General features: G+C 66.8%; 16 protein-coding genes. 4 read left to right on the forward strand and 12 right to left on the reverse strand.

Annotated elements, in window-relative coordinates; genetic code table 11:
- Nucleotides 1-82: 82 nt before the first annotated feature.
- The 7 genes from KTR40_RS15185 to KTR40_RS15215 form a co-directional block, all read right to left on the reverse strand.
- On the reverse strand, nucleotides 83-2,146 hold the full coding sequence (locus KTR40_RS15185) for a LuxR C-terminal-related transcriptional regulator (protein ID WP_228404269.1): 2,064 nt from the start codon (nucleotides 2,144-2,146) through the stop codon (nucleotides 83-85).
- Between the two features lie 2 nt (nucleotides 2,147-2,148).
- Entirely contained in the window at nucleotides 2,149-4,233 is a 2,085-nt protein-coding gene (locus tag KTR40_RS15190; RefSeq protein WP_228404270.1) for an Hsp70 family protein, read from the reverse strand.
- A 155-nt stretch (nucleotides 4,234-4,388) separates the two neighbouring features.
- Complete coding sequence (ccsB, locus tag KTR40_RS15195) at nucleotides 4,389-5,486, reverse strand: c-type cytochrome biogenesis protein CcsB (protein WP_228404271.1); 1,098 nt, start codon at nucleotides 5,484-5,486, stop codon at nucleotides 4,389-4,391.
- Complete coding sequence (locus KTR40_RS15200; protein WP_228404272.1) at nucleotides 5,486-7,261, reverse strand: cytochrome c biogenesis protein ResB; 1,776 nt, start codon at nucleotides 7,259-7,261, stop codon at nucleotides 5,486-5,488. Before KTR40_RS15200 ends, ccsB begins: the two co-directional genes overlap by 1 nt.
- Nucleotides 7,261-8,016 (reverse strand): cytochrome c biogenesis CcdA family protein, encoded by a 756-nt coding sequence (locus tag KTR40_RS15205; protein WP_228404273.1) that lies wholly within the window; start codon nucleotides 8,014-8,016, stop codon nucleotides 7,261-7,263. Before KTR40_RS15205 ends, KTR40_RS15200 begins: the two co-directional genes overlap by 1 nt.
- A gap of 14 nt (nucleotides 8,017-8,030) precedes the next feature.
- Nucleotides 8,031-8,609: a TlpA disulfide reductase family protein gene (locus KTR40_RS15210; RefSeq protein ID WP_139030378.1), complete on the reverse strand. Its 579-nt coding sequence runs from the start codon at nucleotides 8,607-8,609 to the stop codon at nucleotides 8,031-8,033.
- A gap of 35 nt (nucleotides 8,610-8,644) precedes the next feature.
- Nucleotides 8,645-9,325, reverse strand: coding sequence for a histidine phosphatase family protein (locus tag KTR40_RS15215; protein WP_139030298.1), 681 nt, complete (start codon nucleotides 9,323-9,325; stop codon nucleotides 8,645-8,647).
- A gap of 214 nt (nucleotides 9,326-9,539) precedes the next feature.
- Between KTR40_RS15215 and KTR40_RS15220 the strand changes: the two genes are divergently transcribed.
- The 3 genes from KTR40_RS15220 to KTR40_RS15230 all read left to right on the forward strand — a co-directional run bounded on the left by KTR40_RS15220 (nucleotide 9,540) and on the right by KTR40_RS15230 (nucleotide 11,624).
- Nucleotides 9,540-10,088: a YceI family protein gene (locus tag KTR40_RS15220; RefSeq protein WP_228404274.1), complete on the forward strand. Its 549-nt coding sequence runs from the start codon at nucleotides 9,540-9,542 to the stop codon at nucleotides 10,086-10,088.
- 128 nt (nucleotides 10,089-10,216) lie between these two features.
- Nucleotides 10,217-10,684 (forward strand): hypothetical protein, encoded by a 468-nt coding sequence (locus KTR40_RS15225; RefSeq protein WP_228404275.1) that lies wholly within the window; start codon nucleotides 10,217-10,219, stop codon nucleotides 10,682-10,684.
- 109 nt (nucleotides 10,685-10,793) lie between these two features.
- The gene (locus KTR40_RS15230) at nucleotides 10,794-11,624 is read left to right on the forward strand and encodes a hypothetical protein (RefSeq protein ID WP_228404276.1); all 831 of its coding nucleotides are present in this window, start codon (nucleotides 10,794-10,796) and stop codon (nucleotides 11,622-11,624) included.
- Between the two features lie 57 nt (nucleotides 11,625-11,681).
- On the opposite strand, the gene KTR40_RS15235 is transcribed toward KTR40_RS15230, so the two are convergent.
- Both KTR40_RS15235 and KTR40_RS15240 read right to left on the reverse strand, forming a co-directional pair.
- On the reverse strand, nucleotides 11,682-12,386 hold the full coding sequence (locus KTR40_RS15235) for a redox-sensing transcriptional repressor Rex (protein ID WP_228404277.1): 705 nt from the start codon (nucleotides 12,384-12,386) through the stop codon (nucleotides 11,682-11,684).
- A 106-nt stretch (nucleotides 12,387-12,492) separates the two neighbouring features.
- Nucleotides 12,493-12,747 (reverse strand): glutaredoxin family protein, encoded by a 255-nt coding sequence (locus KTR40_RS15240; RefSeq protein WP_228404278.1) that lies wholly within the window; start codon nucleotides 12,745-12,747, stop codon nucleotides 12,493-12,495.
- A gap of 90 nt (nucleotides 12,748-12,837) precedes the next feature.
- On the opposite strand from KTR40_RS15240, the gene KTR40_RS15245 reads away from it, so the two are divergent.
- Complete coding sequence (locus KTR40_RS15245) at nucleotides 12,838-13,656, forward strand: HAD family phosphatase (RefSeq protein ID WP_139030304.1); 819 nt, start codon at nucleotides 12,838-12,840, stop codon at nucleotides 13,654-13,656.
- A gap of 122 nt (nucleotides 13,657-13,778) precedes the next feature.
- Here KTR40_RS15245 and KTR40_RS15250 read toward each other — a convergent pair whose 3' ends face one another.
- The 3 genes from KTR40_RS15250 to KTR40_RS15260 form a co-directional block, all read right to left on the reverse strand.
- Nucleotides 13,779-13,877 carry a 30S ribosomal protein bS22 gene (locus tag KTR40_RS15250; RefSeq protein WP_003792170.1) on the reverse strand — a complete coding sequence of 33 codons (99 nt, stop codon included), beginning with the start codon at nucleotides 13,875-13,877 and terminating at the stop codon, nucleotides 13,779-13,781.
- 150 nt (nucleotides 13,878-14,027) lie between these two features.
- Nucleotides 14,028-14,240 carry a helix-turn-helix domain-containing protein gene (locus tag KTR40_RS15255; RefSeq protein ID WP_066278759.1) on the reverse strand — a complete coding sequence of 71 codons (213 nt, stop codon included), beginning with the start codon at nucleotides 14,238-14,240 and terminating at the stop codon, nucleotides 14,028-14,030.
- Between the two features lie 154 nt (nucleotides 14,241-14,394).
- On the reverse strand, nucleotides 14,395-15,537 hold the full coding sequence (locus tag KTR40_RS15260) for a 3-deoxy-7-phosphoheptulonate synthase (protein ID WP_139030305.1): 1,143 nt from the start codon (nucleotides 15,535-15,537) through the stop codon (nucleotides 14,395-14,397).
- Between the last annotated feature and the right edge of the window lie 37 nt (nucleotides 15,538-15,574).

The following is a 15,574-nucleotide window of genomic DNA, read 5'->3' on the forward strand; positions in this document are numbered from 1 at the left end:
GGACCGGGCATCGGGCCGATTCCCCCTCCCGGATGGCTAGTTGCCGGGGAATCGGATCCCGTGCCCTTAGGGCATTAGGGGTTTATTCCTGTGCCGGGTCTTCGGGGCCCAACGCAATGCGGAGCCGGGCCAGCAGGTCGGAGCGGTTTTCCGCGCCAAGGCGGCGCCGCATCCTTGCGATGTGGTGTTCCGCGGTCCGGGGGGAGATATAGATGGCTTCGCCGATCTCACGGTACGTCTTGCCCTCGAGTACCAGGCGGGCCACTTCCTTTTCCCGTTCACTCAGTCCGGAACCGTCCGGGTGCAGGCTGCCGGCCGCCTCATCGGTGGCATGGTTGCTGCGGACGGCGGGCCCGGATGAGCCGTTCGCTGCCGGGCTGACCTGGGGATGCAGGTCCCGTGCACAGGACAGCAGCCGCACCATGTCCTTGCGCTCCTCAGCCCGGGCCGCTGCGTGCCCGGCCAGCCTGGCGCCTTCCCAGGGCATTCCCACTCGGCCCAGGCCCCGGGCAGCAGCCTCCACATCGGCAGGAGTCAACCTGCCTGCCAGGACCGAAACCCAGGCTTTGCCCGCACTGGCAAGCACCGCGGCAAGGTGGCTGTCACGCGATGCCCGTGCCAGCGCTGCCGCGTGGGGAGCGAGGCCCGCAGGGTCCTCGCTCAGCAACGCGGCCTGGACCGCCGCCCAATGGAAGGGCACGGCCCACAGCGGCGGATCGCCCAGCCGGTCAAGAAGCTGCCACGCCTCGTCAAGGTAGTGCGCCACGCGCCGGGTCTCCCTGAGCCGTGCGGCCGTAATCATCACCTCGCCCCACGGCAGGAGGCTGTAAAGGTCCACGGACGTGTGCAGCATGGCTTCACGGGCCCGCTCCCACGCCATGACGAGTTCCGGGACGTCGCCGTTCCGCCGGGCCAGGCCAACGTCCAGGGCTGCGCGCAGGAACTCGTCCCGGGGCACCAGGGGCCAATGATTCGCTTTTGAGGCCTCGTTGATCGCGAGCCGGGCATCCTCGAGTTTGTCCTGCTGCATGGCAGACCAGGCCTGGAGCAGGAAGAGCCTGGGCTTCGCAGCGTTACCGCCCTGGCCGGCAGCAGTTGCAGACCGGCACACCGTTTCCGCCAGCCGCGGTTCCCCGCTGTGCAGTGCCAGGAGGGCAGCCAGCGCGGCCGGCGTCTCCGGCAGCGGCAGCGCCGCGTCTGCCGCGTTGAACATGTCCGACGCATGGATCAGCACAGGCAGTGCGTGCTGCGGGTCGGCGCTGACTGACTGGTAGATGCCTTTTCCTGTCTCAGCCAGAGTGGCAGCCAGGAGGGTGGGCGAAGCGGGCGGAGCGCCCGGCTGGAAAAGTGCTTCCGCGCCGGCCCGGTTTCCGCAGCCGATCATGGCCACCGCCGCAAGGGGCGCTGATGGTCCAATCCGGCTGGCACCCAGCCAGCTGTACACGTCCGCTGCCCGCGCCAGCATGCCTCGCTGGGCCCAGACTGCTGCGGCCACGTCCACGCCCCGGCGCACGTCCGGCGGATCGTCGCACACGAGTAGCGAGTCGATGATCCGCGTAGCTGCGTCCAGGTCGCCGTTTGCTGCTGCGGCCTGGGCGCGGCGGGCGGCGGTCGCTGCTTCGTCGGCCCCTGCCAGCAGGGCTTCCCCATAGAGTTGGGATGCCAGCGCAGGATCATGGTCAAGCGCCTTGTCGGCCGCATGCTCCAGTTCAGCCGCCACGCGGGAATCTGCCAGGCCACCGCGCGCCAGTTCGCGGGCGACGTCGCCGAGGGGCACGCCGTCCCTGGCGTACGCCGTAACGAGCTCGCGCTGAAGCGCATGGACCTTGGCGACGGGGACGACGGCAAGCAGGGCTTGCTGCGCCGGCCCCGCCACGGTCCCGTCCGCCGTCAGGAGTCCTGCAGCTTCTGCCCGTTCCACAAGGGCGCCAAGGCTTTGCACGTCGCCAGTGTCAAGTCTGCGCTGCAGGTCCGCTGGCAGCGGTCCAGGCAGGACGAAGCCGACGGAAAGGGCCAGCAGCAATTCACGCATAGCAGCGTTCTCGCCTTTGAGCTGCCGGGCCATCTGTTCTGCGGCACCGGGCTCCTGCACGTGGTGGTTCAGCTCGGGCAACAGGGTCACCGGCCGGATCTCATTCCCGGTCATGCTCAAGCCGCCGGTTCAGCGGCCGTGGCCGGATCGGTGGCCGGAGCGGACTCCGTGGCCGTGGACGCGGTGGCCGGAGCGGACTCCGTGGCCGTGGACGCGGTGGGTTCGGGCGCGGAAGGCGGCGGCTCCTCGGTTGCCGGCGGTGGGGGCTCCTCCGTCATCGGGGGCGGAGGCTCCTCGGTAGCTGGCGGGGGCTCCTCAGTCACTGGCGGAGGCTCCTCGGTCGCGGGCGGCTCCTCAGTCGTCGGCGGCGGGTCCACGGGGACAGGGCTCCCCGTTCCCGTCTCAACCGGCACTGGTTCGCTTGTACCCGGCGCAGGATCAGCCGTTCCGGCAGGGACAGTGGGTGTGCCGACGGGCTCCGTAACTCCGCCGGCACCGGTTCCGGCGGCGTCAGCTGTAGCGGTACCGGTGTCAAGAGCGCCCGTTCCGCCGGAGTCCGCGGCAGCCTGCTCCGCGGCGGCGCTGGACGTCGGCCGGCTGGTGGGAGAGGCGGCCACGTCCAGGCCCGCGCCGCCAGGGGCGGAGTCCTTCGTGCTGGCACTGGCTTCGATGCCCCTCGCAGGTTCCTGCGCTTCCGCACCGGCACCAGCCGCTGCCGCCCCGCCGACTCCTCCGCCGCCGCCCGAGCCGCCTAAGGAAGAACCCTTCTCGGGGGCGGCGTCCGCCTTGGGGGTGAAGATGGATGTCAGGCTGCTGAGGCCCTCGGGGCTCTGGGCAGCGGTAGCCGAAAGGACCGTGAACGCGGCCGCAGCTGCCGCGATGGCGGTCAGCCGAACCGTAGGTTTCGGCGCGTGGGCGCCGCCCCGGTGTCCGTGCTGGCCATGCACGGCACCCTGGACTGCGATTCCAGCCATAGCGCCTGCCGCCGTCGTGCTCTTCCGCGACCAGCTCGCCAGCCGTCCGGGCGCGTAACCCGGTGCGGCCGCATCACGGGCCGCGGCGGCACGGCCGGCTTCCGCCGCAGCGGCAGCCTGCGCCGCAACCTCGGCGGCGGCTGCCTCGCGCGCCAGGACAGCCGCGGCGGCAGCACCGAGGCAAATGGAGGACTTGGGATCAGCGTCGACGGCGATGGGCCGGTCCAGCTGTTCGGAGATCACCTGCGCAACCAGGGGGATCCTCGATGATCCGCCGATGAGGAGCACGGCGGAAAGGTCCGCCGGTTCCAGCCGCAGGCTGGCCAGGGACTGTTCCAGCGCGTCCACCGTGTCCCGGATGGGTTCGTTGATCAGTGCCTCGAATTCGGAACGGACCAGGCGCACCTGCTGGTGGAAGCCCGGCAGCAGGACGGAGATGCTGGCTTCGCTGTCCGCGGAGAGCGCCTCCTTGGCTTCCACGCATTCGCGCTGCAGCCTCGCCAGCGCAGCGCGGGCCCCGGGATCGGAGGTGTCCAGCCTGGAGAGGATGCCGCCGGTGTTACTGGCCACGTAGCGCAGGACCGCCGCATCAAAGTCGGCTCCCCCAAGGTTTTCGATGCCTTCCGGGCGGCCCAGCAGCTCAAACCGGTTGTTGCCGGCCTTCCGGAGGACGGCCGTGTCGAAGGTTCCGCCGCCAAGGTCGTAGACGGCAATGGTGCTTCCCTCTTCCACGCGCACCTGGGAGGCGTAATGCAGGGCTGCGGCCTCCGGTTCCGTCACCAGGGCAACGTTCTGCAGGCCCCTGGCGGCCAGGGCTTCCCTAAGGAGCGAGGTGCGGTGGCTCCCCCAGGCGGCCGGATGGGTCAGCATGATTTCCGACGGCGGCGCCCCCTCGCGTTCCTCCGCGCGGTCGGCCACCCAGCGGGCCATGGTGGCGAAGACGTCCTCGGCGGGCAGGGAGAGCGTGCCCACGGAGATCGGCACGGCGTCGCCTATGCGGCGCTTGAATTCCCGCACCACACGGGCCGGGGAATCAAGCCCGCGGCGTTCCGCGGCTTCCCCCACCAGGACGGGGCCTTCCTCCGGGTAAAACAGCACAGAGGGTACTGAGGTTCCGCGGATTCCCAGCGGGAGGCACTCAGGAGAAGAGGAGGTACCGTGATCGAAGCGTGCAACGGCGGCAGCGGTGAAGCTGGTCCCGACATCAATGGCGAGAACGTAGCTCATGGGGTACCTCAGGGAATACTGTCGTTTCGCCTGCAAGCTTCATCACTGGCGAACGTCACCAAGGTAGCATTACGGCCGGACCGGGAACACCCCCATTGCTAAAACGAATTGTTATTTCCCCCTGTGACGCCCCGGCGCCGGAAAGAAACCCCTGTTCAGAGCCCTGAGTATGAGTGAAGGCCGTTAAAGAATTGGTTCACGATGGTGAAGTTAAAAACGACGCACAGGTAGCCAACGATCGACAGCCAGGCCGCACGCGTGCCTGTCCAGCCGCGTGTAGCACGCGCGTGGAGGTACCCTGCGTACACCACCCAGATGACGAAAGTCCACACCTCCTTGGTGTCCCAGCCCCAGAACCGGCCCCATGCCTTCTCGGCCCAGATGGCGCCGAACATGAGGGTGAACGTCCAGCCGATGAAGGCGATCGCGTTGATGCGGTAGGACAGGTTCTCCAGGCTCAGCGCGGACGGCACCAGGCGCATGAACCCGAGCTTGTCCGCCCCGCCGGCAGCCACCGTCCTCTGGCGGTGCGACTGGACCAGTTGGAGCGCGGACATGGCGAAGGTCAGGGTGAACAGCGCGGAGGACAGCACGGCGATGGACACGTGGATGATCAGCCAGTAGCTCTGCAGGGCGGGGACCAGGTGGCCCACCGGCGTCCAGTACGCCACGGACGCGGCCACCAGCATGATGATGGCCAGCCCCACCACGAACGTGCCCAGGAAGCGAAGGTCGCGGCGGACCAGCACCAGCAGGAACACGGCGACCGCCACGAAGGCGCCGGTGGTGAGGAATTCGTACATGTTGCCCCACGGGACGCGTCCTGCACCCAAGGCGCGGGTGACCACGCCGGCACCGTGGATCAGCGCGCCGAGGACGGTCAGTGCCACGGCCACCCGCGCGGGCGCGCGGCGTTCCGCGGCGTACCGCATGTCGGCGTCGGCAGTGGCCACGCCTCCGCCCCCTGCAGCTTTGGCAGTGGACGACGACGGCCGTTCGGCCCTGCCCGCAGGCCCGGCCAGGTGCGTTTCAGCGCGCTCCCCCACCCCGGCTGCCACCGGAACCTTGGCCGACTCCCGGGCCTGGCCGTCGAGGCCGGCCTGGGCGGCCTTCAGGTCGATGGCGCGCAGGGCCCTGCTGCTCTTGGCCAGGTCCCAGGCGAAGGCGATGAAGGCCACCGTGTATGTGCCGGCCGCCAGCAGCATGAACAGCTCGCTGTACTGGCCCATGGTTTCGTTGATTCCAAACGGCATTACTGGTCCTTTTCGGGCCCGGAGGGGCCGGCTGGGGTGGTGGCTGGGCCTGTGGTTGCGGCAGCGCCGGGGCTATTCTCGCCCAGGCTGCTGGGTGTTTGCTGGGAAGACCCGGGCTGGGCCGCGTCCTGTCCGGGGTCCAGCTGCCACTCTTCACCGAGCAGCTTCCGGAGGGCGGCGGCCTCGGCAGCAAGGCGGTGGTCCTCGCCGCGGGCCAGGAGCCCGTACTCAACCATCGTGCGCCCGTCCTCGTGTGTGCCCGTGCGGACCCATACCCGGCGGCGGTTGACGTAGAGCGAAAGGATCAGCCCGGCCACGGCCAGGAGCGCAAACACCAGGGCGTAGACCTGCCCGGGGTTGTGGTGGATGTCCACGCCGATGTAGCGCTTGACGCCGTCGAAGCTGATGGTGCCTTTGCCGTCCGGCAGGGTGTAGCTGGTCCCCGGCGAGAGGGTGATGCCGCCGGCGTCCAAGTTGCGGGCGTTCAGCGGGGTCAGGTCCTTGACGTCCAGTTCGAAGACGTTCTGCGGAGCCCCGTCATCCAGGCCAAGGTCCCCGTAGTAGGAGTTGAGCGTCAGCTGCGGGTTGAACAGTTCCGGGTCCCCGCTGAAGGAGACCCCCTCGTTGGTGACGAAGGCGGTGGGCAGGAAGAAGCCTGCAAACCCCAGCTGGTCCGGTTTGGCGTCGGGAACCTTGATCACCACGGAGGAGTAGTAGTTGTCCCCCTGCAGCTTGGCCACCACGGGTCCCTGCATGGCCACGTTGCCGGCGCCGTCCCGGATGGTCACCACGGGGGCGTAGCCGTTGCCGGTGAGGTAGATGCTGGTACCGCCCAGGGTGATGGGATCGTTGACCTTCAGGGTTTCCTGTCGCGCGGGCGCGTCGGGGTTTTCCTTTGTGGTCACCGCCGCCGAGAAGTCGATGGGCTGGCCGAACTTGCCCTGGGATTCGCGGTCGAATGTAATGTCGAACTTGTCCAGCTGGATGGAGTAGGGCTGCAGCTGGCTGGACTGGAAATTGGTGCCGGGCGTGAACTGGTCATAGCCCACCAGGGTGTTCACGAACGTGTCGCCCTCCACCAGGATGCGCTGGCCGCTGTAGCCGAACAGGCCGCCGATGGCCACTGACACCAGCACGCCGATGAGCGAGGTGTGGAAGACAAGGTTTCCCACTTCCTTCAGGAAGCCGCGCTCGGCGCCCAAAGACGGCCGCGCGCCGCCGTCGTCCCTCACCTCAACGCGGTAGCCGCGCTTCTCCAGCAGCCCGGCGGCACTGTTGATGGCGTCCGACGCCGGGATCCCGGCGTCGGCCGGAATGACCAGGGTGCCGTACTCGGGAAGGCGGGAGAGTCGCTTGGGCGTGCGCGGGGGCTGGGAGCGCATGGCCTTGTAATGGGCGATGGCGCGGGGCACCACGCAGCCGATCAGGGAGATGAACAGCAGCAGGTAGATGGCGGAGAACCAGGCCGAGGAGTAGACGTCGTACAGCTGCAGGGTGTCCAGCAGCTTGCCGTAGTCCGGGTTGTCCTTAATGTACTGAGTGACCACGGCAGGGTTGGCCGGGCGCTGCGGGAACAGCGAGCCCGGCACGGCCGCGACGGCCAGGAGGAGCAGCAGGAAAAGCGCCGTGCGCATGCTGGTGAGCTGGGTCCACGCCCAGCGCAGCATCTCCTTGGGTCCCAGGGCCGGCAGCGCGGCGTCCGCCTTGGCCTCGGCCACTGCGGCACCGGATGCCGGGGAGGACTGCTTCTTCTCTACGTTCACGCGCTCGCTCATCAGATCGGCAACTTCACATCGGTTTGGAACCAGTACTGGAGTTCGGTCACCCAGGTACCCCAGACGCCGCTGGCCATCAGCAGGCCCAGCACCACCAGGATGCCGCCGCCAATGCGCTGGATGGCCACCCGGTGCTTGCGGAAGAACGCCATCACACCCATGCCGCGGCGGACCGCAAGGGCGATCAGCAGGAAGGGAATGCCCAGGCCCAGGCTGTAGACAAAGGCCAGGAAGGCGCCCTTGGCGGCGGAGGAGCCGCCGGAGAGGCTCAGTAACTGGACGGCGGAATAGGTGGGGCCGATGCACGGCGCCCAGCCCAGCCCGAAGGTCAGGCCCAGCAGTGGCGCGCCCCACAGCCCGGCCGGCGGCTTCGCGTGGATCTTGGCGTCGCGCTGCAGCCAGCTGAAGCCGCCCATGAACACCACGCCCATGACGATCACCAGGACGCCCAGGAGCTGGGTGATCCAGGCATTCTGTGAGCCCGTGATGAGGGTTCCCAGCTGGCCGAACGCACCGCCCAGCAGGACGAAGATCACGGAGAAGCCCAGCACGAACAAGCCGATGCCCAGCAGCATCCGGCCGCGCTTCTGCTTCTGCAGGTCCACACCGCTCAGCCCCGTGACGTAGCCCAGGTACCCGGGAACCAGGGGCAGGACGCAGGGCGAGAGGAAGGAGACCAGTCCGGCCAGCAGTGCCACCGGAATGGCAAGGAGGAGCGAGCCGTTCAGGATGGCTTCGGCGAAGGGGCTGTTCACGGTCCGGGCCGCCGCTACTCTGCCACGGCGGCAGCGATGAGGGCTTTCAGGGTGCCCTTCTGGACTTCGCCGAGGACGCGGGAGGCCACGCGGCCCTGCTTGTCCAGCACCAGCGTGGTGGGAACCGCGCCGGGCGGAACCAGGCCGGAGACGGCCAGGAGGACGCCCCCGTCCTTGTCGTCAAAGCTCGGGTATGTCAGGTTGAAGTTGTTTTCAAACGCCTCTGCCGTGGCCTTCTCGTCCCGGAGGTTGACGCCGAAGAACTGCACACCCTGGTCCTTGAACTCCTGGTGGAGCTCTTCCAGGATGGGCGCTTCCACCCGGCAGGGGGCGCAGGCCGCGAACCAGAAGTTCAGGACTGTCACTTTGCCCTGGAAGTCGGCGGGCGTCACCGCGGTGCCGTTGAACAGGGTGCCGTTGACCTGGATGGCGGACTTGCGGTCCCCGGCAGCGAACTCCGTGACGGATCCGTCCCCGGCCACATAGTTCTTGTTGTCCCCCGCCTTGGCCTGCTGCGCCAGGGCGTCCTCCTGGGCACAGCCGGACAGCCCCAGGGTCAGGGCGGTCAGGGCCAGGCCGCCGGCAGCGAGCAGGCTGCGGCGGGAGGTGGTCTTACTGTTGGTCACTACTAGGCTCCAGGGGTGCTTGCCGCACCCGGAAGAAGGGAAGCCGCCGGTTCGCTGTACTGCACGCGCAGGAGCGTGCCGCCGTCGTCGAACACCAGCGACGTGATGGAGGTCAGCGTGCATTCACGCTTCCGGGGATCGTGCCACAGGGGCCTGCCTTCGGCGCTCAGCCGGGTGGCCCAGATGGGGAGCTGGTGGCTGACCATTATCGCTTCAGGCCCGTCCGCGCCGAAGTCCCCGGCCGCGAGTTCGATGGCGCGCAGGCGTGCTTCCTGCACCGCTTCCATCACCCGGGAGGCCTGCTTCTTGTAGGGCTCGCCCCACGAAGGCCGCAGCGGGTTGACCAGCCGGGGCCAGTGCTTGGGCCGGCGAAGCTCAGCCTTGGTGACCTTCATGCCCTCGAAGTAGTTCTCCGCCTCGATGATGCGCTCGTCCGTGTGGATTTCCAGGTGAAGGGCGTCCGACGTCGGCCGTGCAGTTTCCTGCGCACGGTCCAGTGGCGAGGCTGCCAGGTAGGTGATGCGGGCACCTGCTGCAGCGCGGCGGCGGAAGTGCTCCGCGAGCATGCGCGCCATCTCCTGCCCCAGTTCGGAGAGGTGGAATTCGGGCAGCCTTCCGTACAGGACGCCGTCAGGATTGTGGACCTCGCCGTGGCGGAGCAAATGGACAGTGGCTTGGGGCATGTTTACCAGTTTCTCAAAGATGACGTGCGATCCGAAATCTCCCGCACAGACTTTCTACAAACAGTAGAACTGAAGTTTTTGAAGAAATGTTCCAAAGGCGGGAATGAAACATGCAAATGCATGTTTATACTAGGTGCAGCAGTTAGTTGAGACTTCAACAGATGAAGCTTCAATGGCAGACCTTAACAGCACGCACATAACAAGGAGCAACATCATGGCACTTCCCGCAGACGTCACCACCGGCACCTGGGTCCTGGACAACTCCCACAGCGAGATCGGCTTCACCGTCCGCCACGCAGGCATCAGCAAGGTCCGCGGCCAGTTCAAGGAAGCAGCAGCAACCCTGGACCTTCCCGAGGATGTGGCCGGCGCCAAGATCAACGCCACCATTAACGCCGCCAGCTTCGATTCCGGCGATGCCAACCGTGACGGCCACGTCAAGGGCGAGGACTTCTTCGACGTGGAGAAGTTCCCGGAGATCTCCTTCGTCTCCAACGGCCTGGTGGCCAAGGGCAACAGCTACGAGCTCACCGGCGACCTGACCATCAAGGGCGTCACCCGCCCCGTCACGCTGGACACCGAATTCAACGGCGTGGCCGTGGACCCGTTCGGCAACACCCGCGCCGGCGTTTCCGCCGAAACCACCATCAGCCGCAAGGACTTCGGCCTGACCTGGAACGCTGTCCTGGAGACCGGCGGCGTCCTGGTGAGCGACAAGGTTGCCATCAACCTGGAACTGGCGTTCATCGCTCCCGCAGCGTAATCGCCTTTCCTGGAGGCACCCCGGCGCTGGACTTCGCAGTCCAGTGCCGGGGTGCCTCCTTTTAAAGGTTCCTCCTCCTCCCTTCCCAGGCAGCCGCGGGGTTTGCGGAGGGGTTTACAGTGAGGGCCATGAGCAACTCTCCCAGCACGCCCCGTTCCGGCTTTGCCCGGATGTTCCTGGTGGCGGGACTTCCCACCGAACTCAAGGTCTCGTTCTGGATCTGGTTCGTGGGCGGCATCCTGGGCCTGCTGGGCGGAATCCTCGGCATGCTGGCCTCCCTGGTGCTCTTCGCCGCAGCACCGGGAGCCGCAACCCTGGTGCTGCTGCTCATGCTGCTGGCTGCAGCCGTGGGAGCAGCCCAGATCGTGTTCGCCCTCGCAATGAAGGACGGGAAGCATTGGGCGCGGCTGGGTTTGACGGCCCTCACAGCCATCACCCTGGTCCTGGCCGTTGCCAACTGGGCCATCGGCGTGGGCCAGGGCGGTAACTGGACCGCCTTCCTCATCAGCCTGGCCGCGACCGTCCTTCTCTGGCTGCCCCGTTCACAGGCCTTCTTTGCCGCAGCAGGACGGCGCGGGAATACCTCTTCCGAATGACCCACAAGGCGCCCGCCCGGGGGTACGGTGGACTTAAGCCATGCTGGGGGTAGGGCACAGGACCATTCCCGGCAGCCTACCTGGAACCCGACATGCAAAAGGACCGCTCATGAGTACTCCCCCTGTCCCGCCTCCCGTTCCGAACGATCCCGAGTCCGGGTCCGAGTCTGGCTCGCAGGGTCCGCGCTACGGGCAGAACACCCCGCAGTACGGACAGCAGTCCGGCGCACCCCAGTACGGGCAGAACGCCCCGCAGTACGGACAGCAGTCCGGCGCACCCCAGTACGGACAGAACGCCCCGCAGTACGGACAGCAGTCCGGCGCACCCCAGTACGGACAGAACGCCCCGCAGTACGGACAGCAGTCCGGCGCACCCCAGTACGGGCAGAACGCCCCGCAGTACGGGCAGCAGCCGTACGGCCAGTCCCCCTACGCGCAGTATCCGTCGGAGCAGCCCCAGCCCTCTGGAAGCGCCGGCGTCCCGCAGCTGGTCAACATTTCGTTCTGGCTGCTGATCGCCTCGGCCGCCATCTTCGTCGTCTCCGCTCTTGCCGGCCTCGCCACGCTGGACGATCCCCGGTTCCGTGATGTCTTCGACAGCCAGGTCCAGGGCACCGGCGCGGGAGTCACCTACGAGGATATGAAGGGCGTCATCGCCGGCACCCTGGTGGTGTTTGCCATCATTGGCCTGGCGCTGTACCTGCTGGTGGCGTTCTTTGTCCGCAAGGGCAAGAACTGGGCACGCATCCTGGGCACAGTCTTCGCGGCCCTTTCCGTCCTCGGCCTCTTCAGTCCTCCCAGCTTCGCGACCATCGGCACATTGTTGGGAATCGCGGCCATTGTGCTGCTCTACCTGCCGGGCGCAGCTCCGTATTTCCGGAGGCAGCAGCCGTTCGCCAACCCGTACGGCGGCGGTATGGGCAACCCCTACGGCCGGTAGTCCAACCACACCACCCTGCGGGCGTGGGTCCCGGAACCAGACGGTACCGCCAGAAACCTAGGCGGTCTGGCCCGGGGCCTGCGCCCGCTGTGCGTGGTACGCAAGGATCTGCAGCTCCGTTGCCATGTCCACCTTGCGGAGGTTGACCCCTTCCGGCACCTGGAGCATCACGGGCGCGAAACTCAGAATGCTGCGGACGCCGGCCGCAACCACGCGGTCGCAAATATCCTGGGCCACGGCGGCGGGCAGTGCCAGCACCACCATGTTGGCACCCGTGCGGTGCAGCACGGTTTCCAGGTCGGCCACGTCACTTACCCGCAGCCAACCCACTTCGTTGCCCACCACCATCTGGTCCGCGTCAAAAATGGCAACCACGTCAAAGCCGCGGGATTCAAAGCCGCCGTACCGTGCCAGGGCCTTGCCCAGGTTGCCGGCACCCACGATCGCCACTTTCCAGTCGTGCGTGAGTCCCAGGGCGGCGGCGATGTGCCGGCTCAGGTACTGCACTTCGTAGCCCACGCCGCGGGTTCCGTACGAGCCCACGTGGGAGAGGTCCTTGCGCAGGGTGGCGGAGCTGACGCCGGAGGCCTCGGCGAGGGATTCTGAGGAGACGCGTTCCACCCCCTCTGCGAGCAGGGTGTTGAGGGCGCGCAGGTAGAGGGTCAGCCGTGCCACCGCAGCCGGCGGAATCTGCTTGGCTGCCATGCCCGTGGCTCCCGGCAGGTCCGGGACAGCCTGGGGAGTTGAATCCAGCGAAGCCACCAGCTCCTCCCTCGCATTGCGTTGTGACTCCACTCTAGAGCCCCATCAGCAATGCCAACAAAGCAGGTGCCGCACCGATACCCGAGCCATCACAAGAACTGCTCCCCTACTGCGCCATGGCCCGCCGGAGCACGCGTTCCAGGCGGGCTTCGTCTATTTTCCAGAAATCCCGCTGCACGCCGTCCACCAGCACCACGGGGATTTCCTCCGCATAGCGCTCACGCAGTTCCGGCTGGTGGTCCACCAACTCTTCGTTCCACTCAAGTCCCAGCAAGGCCGTAACCCGCCCGACGGCGTCGCGCGCGTCTTCGCAAAGGTGGCAGTCTGCTTTGGTGATGAGGAGGACGCGGGGTGTGGCCATGCCTTAACGGTATCCCCGTCGCCCGGAGCCCTGCGACGTCCAGCGCGAGGGCGCAGTGGAATGAACAGTGGATTGGCTAGACTCAAGTCCATGCCCGAGGAGAAATACGTCGCCGTAGTCACCAAGCCGGTTGCTGCGCCGCAGCCGGGCGAGGCGGCGTTCTTCGATGTGGACAACACCCTGATGCGCGGCGCCAGCCTGTTCCACGTTGCACGGAAGATGCACCAGCGCGGCGCCTTCACCATGACCCAGGCCGCCGGCTTCGCCTGGAAGCAGTTCAAGTTCGTGGCCCGCGGCGAGAACATCGACGATGTCCACGCGGTGCGCGATTCCGCCCTCACCCTGGCCGCGGGGATCACTGTCGACGACGTTAAGGCCTTGGGCGAAGAGGTCTACGACGAGATGATCGCCTCGCGGATCTGGCCCGGCGCCAAAGCCTTGGCGGAGCAGCACCTGCGTGTTGGCCGCCGGGTGTGGCTGGTCACCGCCACACCCATTGAAGTGGCCACCGTGATTTCCACCCGGCTGGGGCTGACCGGAGCGCTGGGAACGGTGGGCGAAATACATGAGGGCATGTACACGGGCCGGCTGGTGGGAGACATCCTGCACGGCTCCGCCAAGGCGGTCGCCGTCCAGGCCATCGCCGACGCCGAGGAGCTGGACCTAAAGCGCTGCTGGGCCTACAGCGACTCCTACAACGACATCCCCCTGCTGACATTGGTGGGGCATCCCGTGGCCATCAACCCGGATGCCCGCCTGCGCCGGCACGCCCGGGACAACAACTGGCCCGTCTACGACTTCCGGGCCGGCCGCCGCGCAGCCACCCTGGGGCTCAAGGCGGCAACGGCCTGCGGCGCCGTGTACGGGCTCTGGAAGGGCTTCGCCCGCATCCGAGGCCCCCGCATCTAGGTGGCGCGAAGTGTCGTTCTGAGCGCCCATAACGACACTTGGCGCTACCTGGTTGGGCCAGGACACAGAAATGCCCGCCACCTCGGAAGGCGGCGGGCATTTCCACGCAGTTCGAAGTATTGCTACTTCTTGTTGCGGCGCTGGTGACGGGTCTTGCGAAGCAGCTTGCGGTGCTTCTTCTTGGCCATACGCTTGCGACGCTTCTTAATAACTGAACCCACGAAAGTTCCTCACAAACTAGATGCAGTACCTGTCTGATGGAAAAGGTTCGTGGACAGAGCTACGAACTGAACAACTGACAGATTCTTACAATGACGTAAAACGTTCCTTAACAGGGTACCGCTTCCGGGAGGCGGCTACGGACAGGCGTGTCAGGCGGTCTCGGTATGGCCGTCCACCACGGCACCTTTGAGGTACTGCTCCACGGCCTGTTCCGGAACCCGGTAGGAGCGTCCGAAGCGCACTGCCGGCATCTCGCCGGAGTGCACCAGCCGGTACACGGTCATCTTGGAAACGCGCATGACCTGGGCGACTTCAGCCACGGTGAGGAACTTCGCGTTTGAGAAGTTCTGTTCTGCCGACATTTCCCATATTCCTTTGCTGACGGATGGACAACAGTGACCCCATGTTCATGCCAATGCGGTGTTCCGATGCTGAGCCATCCACCAACCACCTACCTAGATACTCTAGATGTTCCTGTGGCAGAAGTGAAAGTAGTAAGGTCCCCTATTTCACCCCCTAATTAACGGGAGTTGACTTCCTCCGCTTGCGGGCGGAGGCGGCCAGCTGGTCCAGGACCGAAACAGAAACGTCCCACTCCATGCAGGCGTCGGTGACGCTCTGCCCGTAAACGAGTTCCGTGCGTCCCGCGGCGTGCTCGGCGACGTCGAGGTTCTGGGCGCCGCCCACCAGGAAGCTTTCCAGCATGACGCCGGCAACCGCCTGGGCAGCGGTGCCGCCGTCTTCCAGCTGGGCGCCGATCTCCAGGGCCACTTCGGCCTGGCGGTGGTGGCTTTTGCCGCTGTTGGCGTGGCTGGCGTCAACGATGAGGCGGGAGTTCAGCTGCTTGTTTGCCAGCTTCGCAGAGGCATCCTCGACATCGGCGGCAGAGTAGTTCGGCCCCTTGCGCCCGCCGCGGAGGATGACATGGGTGTCCGGGTTTCCGGCGGTGGACACCAGCGCGGCCCGGCCGTCGCCATCGATGCCGAGGAAAGCCTGGGCGGCCCCCGCTGCACCGCAAGCGTCAATGGCTACTTGGAGGTCGCCGTCGGTCCCGTTCTTGAAGCCGATGGGCATGGACAGGCCGGAGGCGAGCTGCCGGTGGATCTGGCTTTCGGTGGTGCGGGCCCCGATGGCGCCCCAGGAGATCAGGTCCGCCATGTACTGCGGGCTGATCGGCTCCAGGAATTCGGTGGCTGTGGGCAGCCCCAGAGCGGTGACCTGCTGCAGGAAGCGCCGTGCGGTCCGGAGGCCGGTGACCATGTCGTGGCTGCCGTCCAGCCGCGGATCGTTGATCAGGCCCTTCCAGCCCACCGTTGTACGGGGCTTCTCGAAGTAGGTCCGCATGACGATCAGCAGGTCTTCCCTGTGCTTCTCGGCCTGGCTGACCAGCCGCCGTGCGTACTCCAGCCCGGCTTTCGGATCATGGATGGAGCAGGGTCCCACGATGACCAGCAGGCGGTCGTCCACGCCGTCCATGATGGCGCGGACTTCGTCGCGTCCGCGTTCGACGACGTCCGCCGTCCGGGCGTCCAGCGGCAGTTCCGCGATGACTTCCTGGGGCGTGGGCAGCGCGGTGAATTCGCTGACCCGCAGGTTCGACGTCGATTTTGCGGCTTTGGTGCCGGCGGCGGCGCTTGTGGGGGCTGTTGCGGTGTTCATGTTCGGGTCCTGTTCCAGATGGGAAGCGGGCCCGGAT

Source organism: Pseudarthrobacter sp. L1SW, from assembly GCF_020809045.1.
Lineage (GTDB): Bacteria > Actinomycetota > Actinomycetes > Actinomycetales > Micrococcaceae > Arthrobacter.